Source organism: Lentimicrobium sp. S6, assembly GCF_013166635.1.
GTDB lineage: Bacteria > Bacteroidota > Bacteroidia > Bacteroidales > UBA12170 > UBA12170.
Window position 1 is genome coordinate 1 of record NZ_JABKBZ010000158.1, and the last position, 3,235, is coordinate 3,235.

A 3,235-nucleotide genomic window follows, 5' to 3' on the forward strand; every position below is an offset into this window, starting at 1 on the left:
GACATTTTAAGTTCGAACTTTTTTGGCCGCTTAAAGAGTTTTTAAAATAAAAAATGCCCTGAAGAATGACTAATAATATAGATTTTAATGCTTTGATTATTTGGTGATTTGAAGGAGATGAAACCTATAAATTGAAGAGTTCAAAACGCTTGGTAACAAAGGCTCATACATAATGTGGGTTTTGTAGTAGAATAGAACATATAAACATAAAATAAACATCGGAGTAGGCAGATAGATAATGGCTTTGAAAACCACACTATGCATAGCCTAGGACGTTGGCAACAAGGCGAAAGCCCACAGCACATTTAAGCACATTTGGTTTTCTCAAACCACAAAACAAACAAAGAGAAAGCCAAAAGAGCTTAAATTAGGGCTGACACCAAATAAATAATGAAATGGCTAAAGTGAATATTAAAATGTCAATAATAGATATATTTTTTAAAACTTATTAAAATGAAAAAAATACTATACATATTATTATTAAGTACATTAACAATAAATACTATTGCACAAAACTGGACAGAACCAATACAAATAAGCACTTTGCAAGGTGTAAATAATAATTCCGACTTTTGTATTGACAATTTAGGAATTATACATTGCGTATGGAGTTATAAAGTTGAATCAAACTACAAGCATATATATTACAGTAAATCTACTGATGATGGACAGACTTGGAGCACACCAGAAAATGTATCACAAAACACTAGTCTTTGGATGGAAAACCCACATATTGTGGCCGACTCAGAAAACAATTTGCATTTAACTTACGATTATGATGTAATCAACCCAGGAGGTACACTTATTGTATACAGGAAATATGAAGACAATATGTGGAGTTCTTATGATACTGTTTCAATTGCTTGGACCGGAGCCAGGCACAATCGACTGGTAATTGACCACAACGATAAACTATACTGCTTCTGGTTTCATGATTTCCAAAATGGAACTACATTTTACCGAGTGTTGGAAAATGGTGTTTGGGGTGAAATACAAATCCCATATAATAATAATGATAGTTATTATTTGGAAAGAGCAGTAGTTGACAATACAAATAAGATACACTGTTCCGGTTATAGGTATTTTGAGGGTCAGTCTGCTTATGATCAAAGGATAGTTTATTGCACATATTGGAATAATGCATGGTCGGATTTATTGCAAGTAAGTTATGATTATGATGCCTGGGCGGGAAATGATATCACACTTGATAATGATAACAACCCCCAAATTGTTTGGAGACAAATGATAAATGACAATATTCCTCCAGATAACGGAACGCTCTTTACAAAATTTGACGGTACTAATTGGTCAAATCCGATAATATTAGCTGAAGATGCAAGCGAGCAAGCCATTATTGTTGATTTAAACAACAAAACCCACATTATTGATAACGAAGAATTTGAAGATGGATATCGATTGGTTCATTATCAATTACTGAATAATGAATGGGTGGGAGAAATAATTGATGAAGGTGATTTTGGAAATTATGGTAATAAATTAATTAGTAAAGCTAATTATTTATATCTTGTAAGTGCCAAAGCGTATAGCTCTTCCCCTAACCCTGACATACCTATCGTAATAAGAAAACACGAAATAACAACCAGTGTAGAAAATAGCCCCATAGTCATTGATTTATACAATATTTATCCCAATCCCACAAAAGCTCATACAACAATTTCGTATTCAATAAAAGAAACAGAACTCATTTCAATAAAAATCTATGATATACAGGGTAAATTAATAAACACTTTATTAGAAAAAAAACAAACGCCTAACAAGTATCAAATTATATGGAAGGGTACAGATAAAAACAATAAGGAGGTTAAAAGCGGCTTGTACCTAATCCGTCTGCAAACTGGCAGGCAATTTATAACACGTTTAGTGGAAATAATAAAATAAAAAGTTAACTGACAAAACCGGCTAAAAGGAGCAAGTATGACTAATCATCGCGAAAGAAAAAATCATACTGCTCCAGCAACCAGTTTGAGTCGCAAATTTAGAAATTATGATTAAAGTAAAAATTTTATTTGTAGTATTTATGGCTTTCGGCATTAGCCATCTAGCAAATGCATAGAAAAAGTATGCTGTCTTAATTACCGGTGATTATGCTGCCACTCAAAATTCCATTCCTGAGAGTGATTTATGGAATGGAGGTATTAACAAGGATGAACCTGAAGATTACGACGAATTTTGGAACGACACCTATTTAATGTGGGAAATGCTGCAGGAAAAAGGTTTTTCACAGGAGAATATTATTGTACTGTTTGCTGGAGGAGAAGATTACTCAGTTACTAATCCAAATATTGCTGCCAGATACAAACCAGTTGATCCTACTGAAACCGTAACCGATTATTCTGCAAGCATAGCCAATGTAAACACTGTTTTCAATGGTCTGGCTAATGGAACAGGTGATTTTCCCCAGATAACACCCGATGATTTTCTTTTAGTTTGGACATTTGACCACGGAGGTCTTGTAAATGGTAATGCTACGCTTCATCTTATTGATGGTGTCATTACTGACGACGACTTTGCTTCACTTGTAAATCCAATACAGGCTAACAAGAAAGCATTTTGGATGGAGCAATGTCATTCAGGTGGTTTTGCCGATGAACTTGAAGGGCCTACTACCTTTTTCCAATCAGCTTGTGAGGAAGAAGAAAGTGCTTGGAGAGCAAATGATACCCCGGAAATTGAAAATGAAATTATAAATAATATTCCATATCACCATGGCGAGTTTTTTTTTCATGTTTTTTCCGTTGCTAATGGTTCATCCCCAACCGGCAACCTTGAATATGACGATACTCCTTATACTGATGCCGATGAAAATAACGATAATTATCTTAGTTTATATGAAATATGGGAATGGGCAGATGATCAGGAAGATAATCCAGATGCAGAATCCTTACTATCCGATGAGGGTGACATTGGAGAATATACTTCACTAGAATACCCAACCTTACTCCACGTGGATATTACAGATAATGAATCATACCGGGGTTTGATAGGAATTTCGAAAGATATACATGTCTTTCCCGGTAAACAACTTCAACTATTTTCCAATGCTGATGTTTATCTACTAAATAATGCTAATTTGATTGTTGATGCTGGTGGTCTAGCCCCCTATTAATCGGACTATTTTAATTTAGGTTCAAATATATGTGTTTTTCATTACTTATTTTCATAATATTGCTTTAGCAAGAAACGACTGAAGGTGACCTTTCTGCCGGTGGTTGTT

2 protein-coding genes are annotated in these 3,235 nt (G+C 34.3%); both read left to right on the top strand.

The window, feature by feature from the left end; genetic code table 11:
• Window positions 1-453: 453 nt before the first annotated feature.
• Window positions 454-1,899, top strand: coding sequence for a T9SS type A sorting domain-containing protein (locus tag HNS40_RS21905; protein WP_172284849.1), 1,446 nt, complete (start codon window positions 454-456; stop codon window positions 1,897-1,899).
• A 310-nt stretch (window positions 1,900-2,209) separates the two neighbouring features.
• Window positions 2,210-3,127 (top strand): C13 family peptidase, encoded by a 918-nt coding sequence (locus HNS40_RS21910; protein WP_256367569.1) that lies wholly within the window; start codon window positions 2,210-2,212, stop codon window positions 3,125-3,127.
• Window positions 3,128-3,235 lie beyond the last annotated feature (108 nt).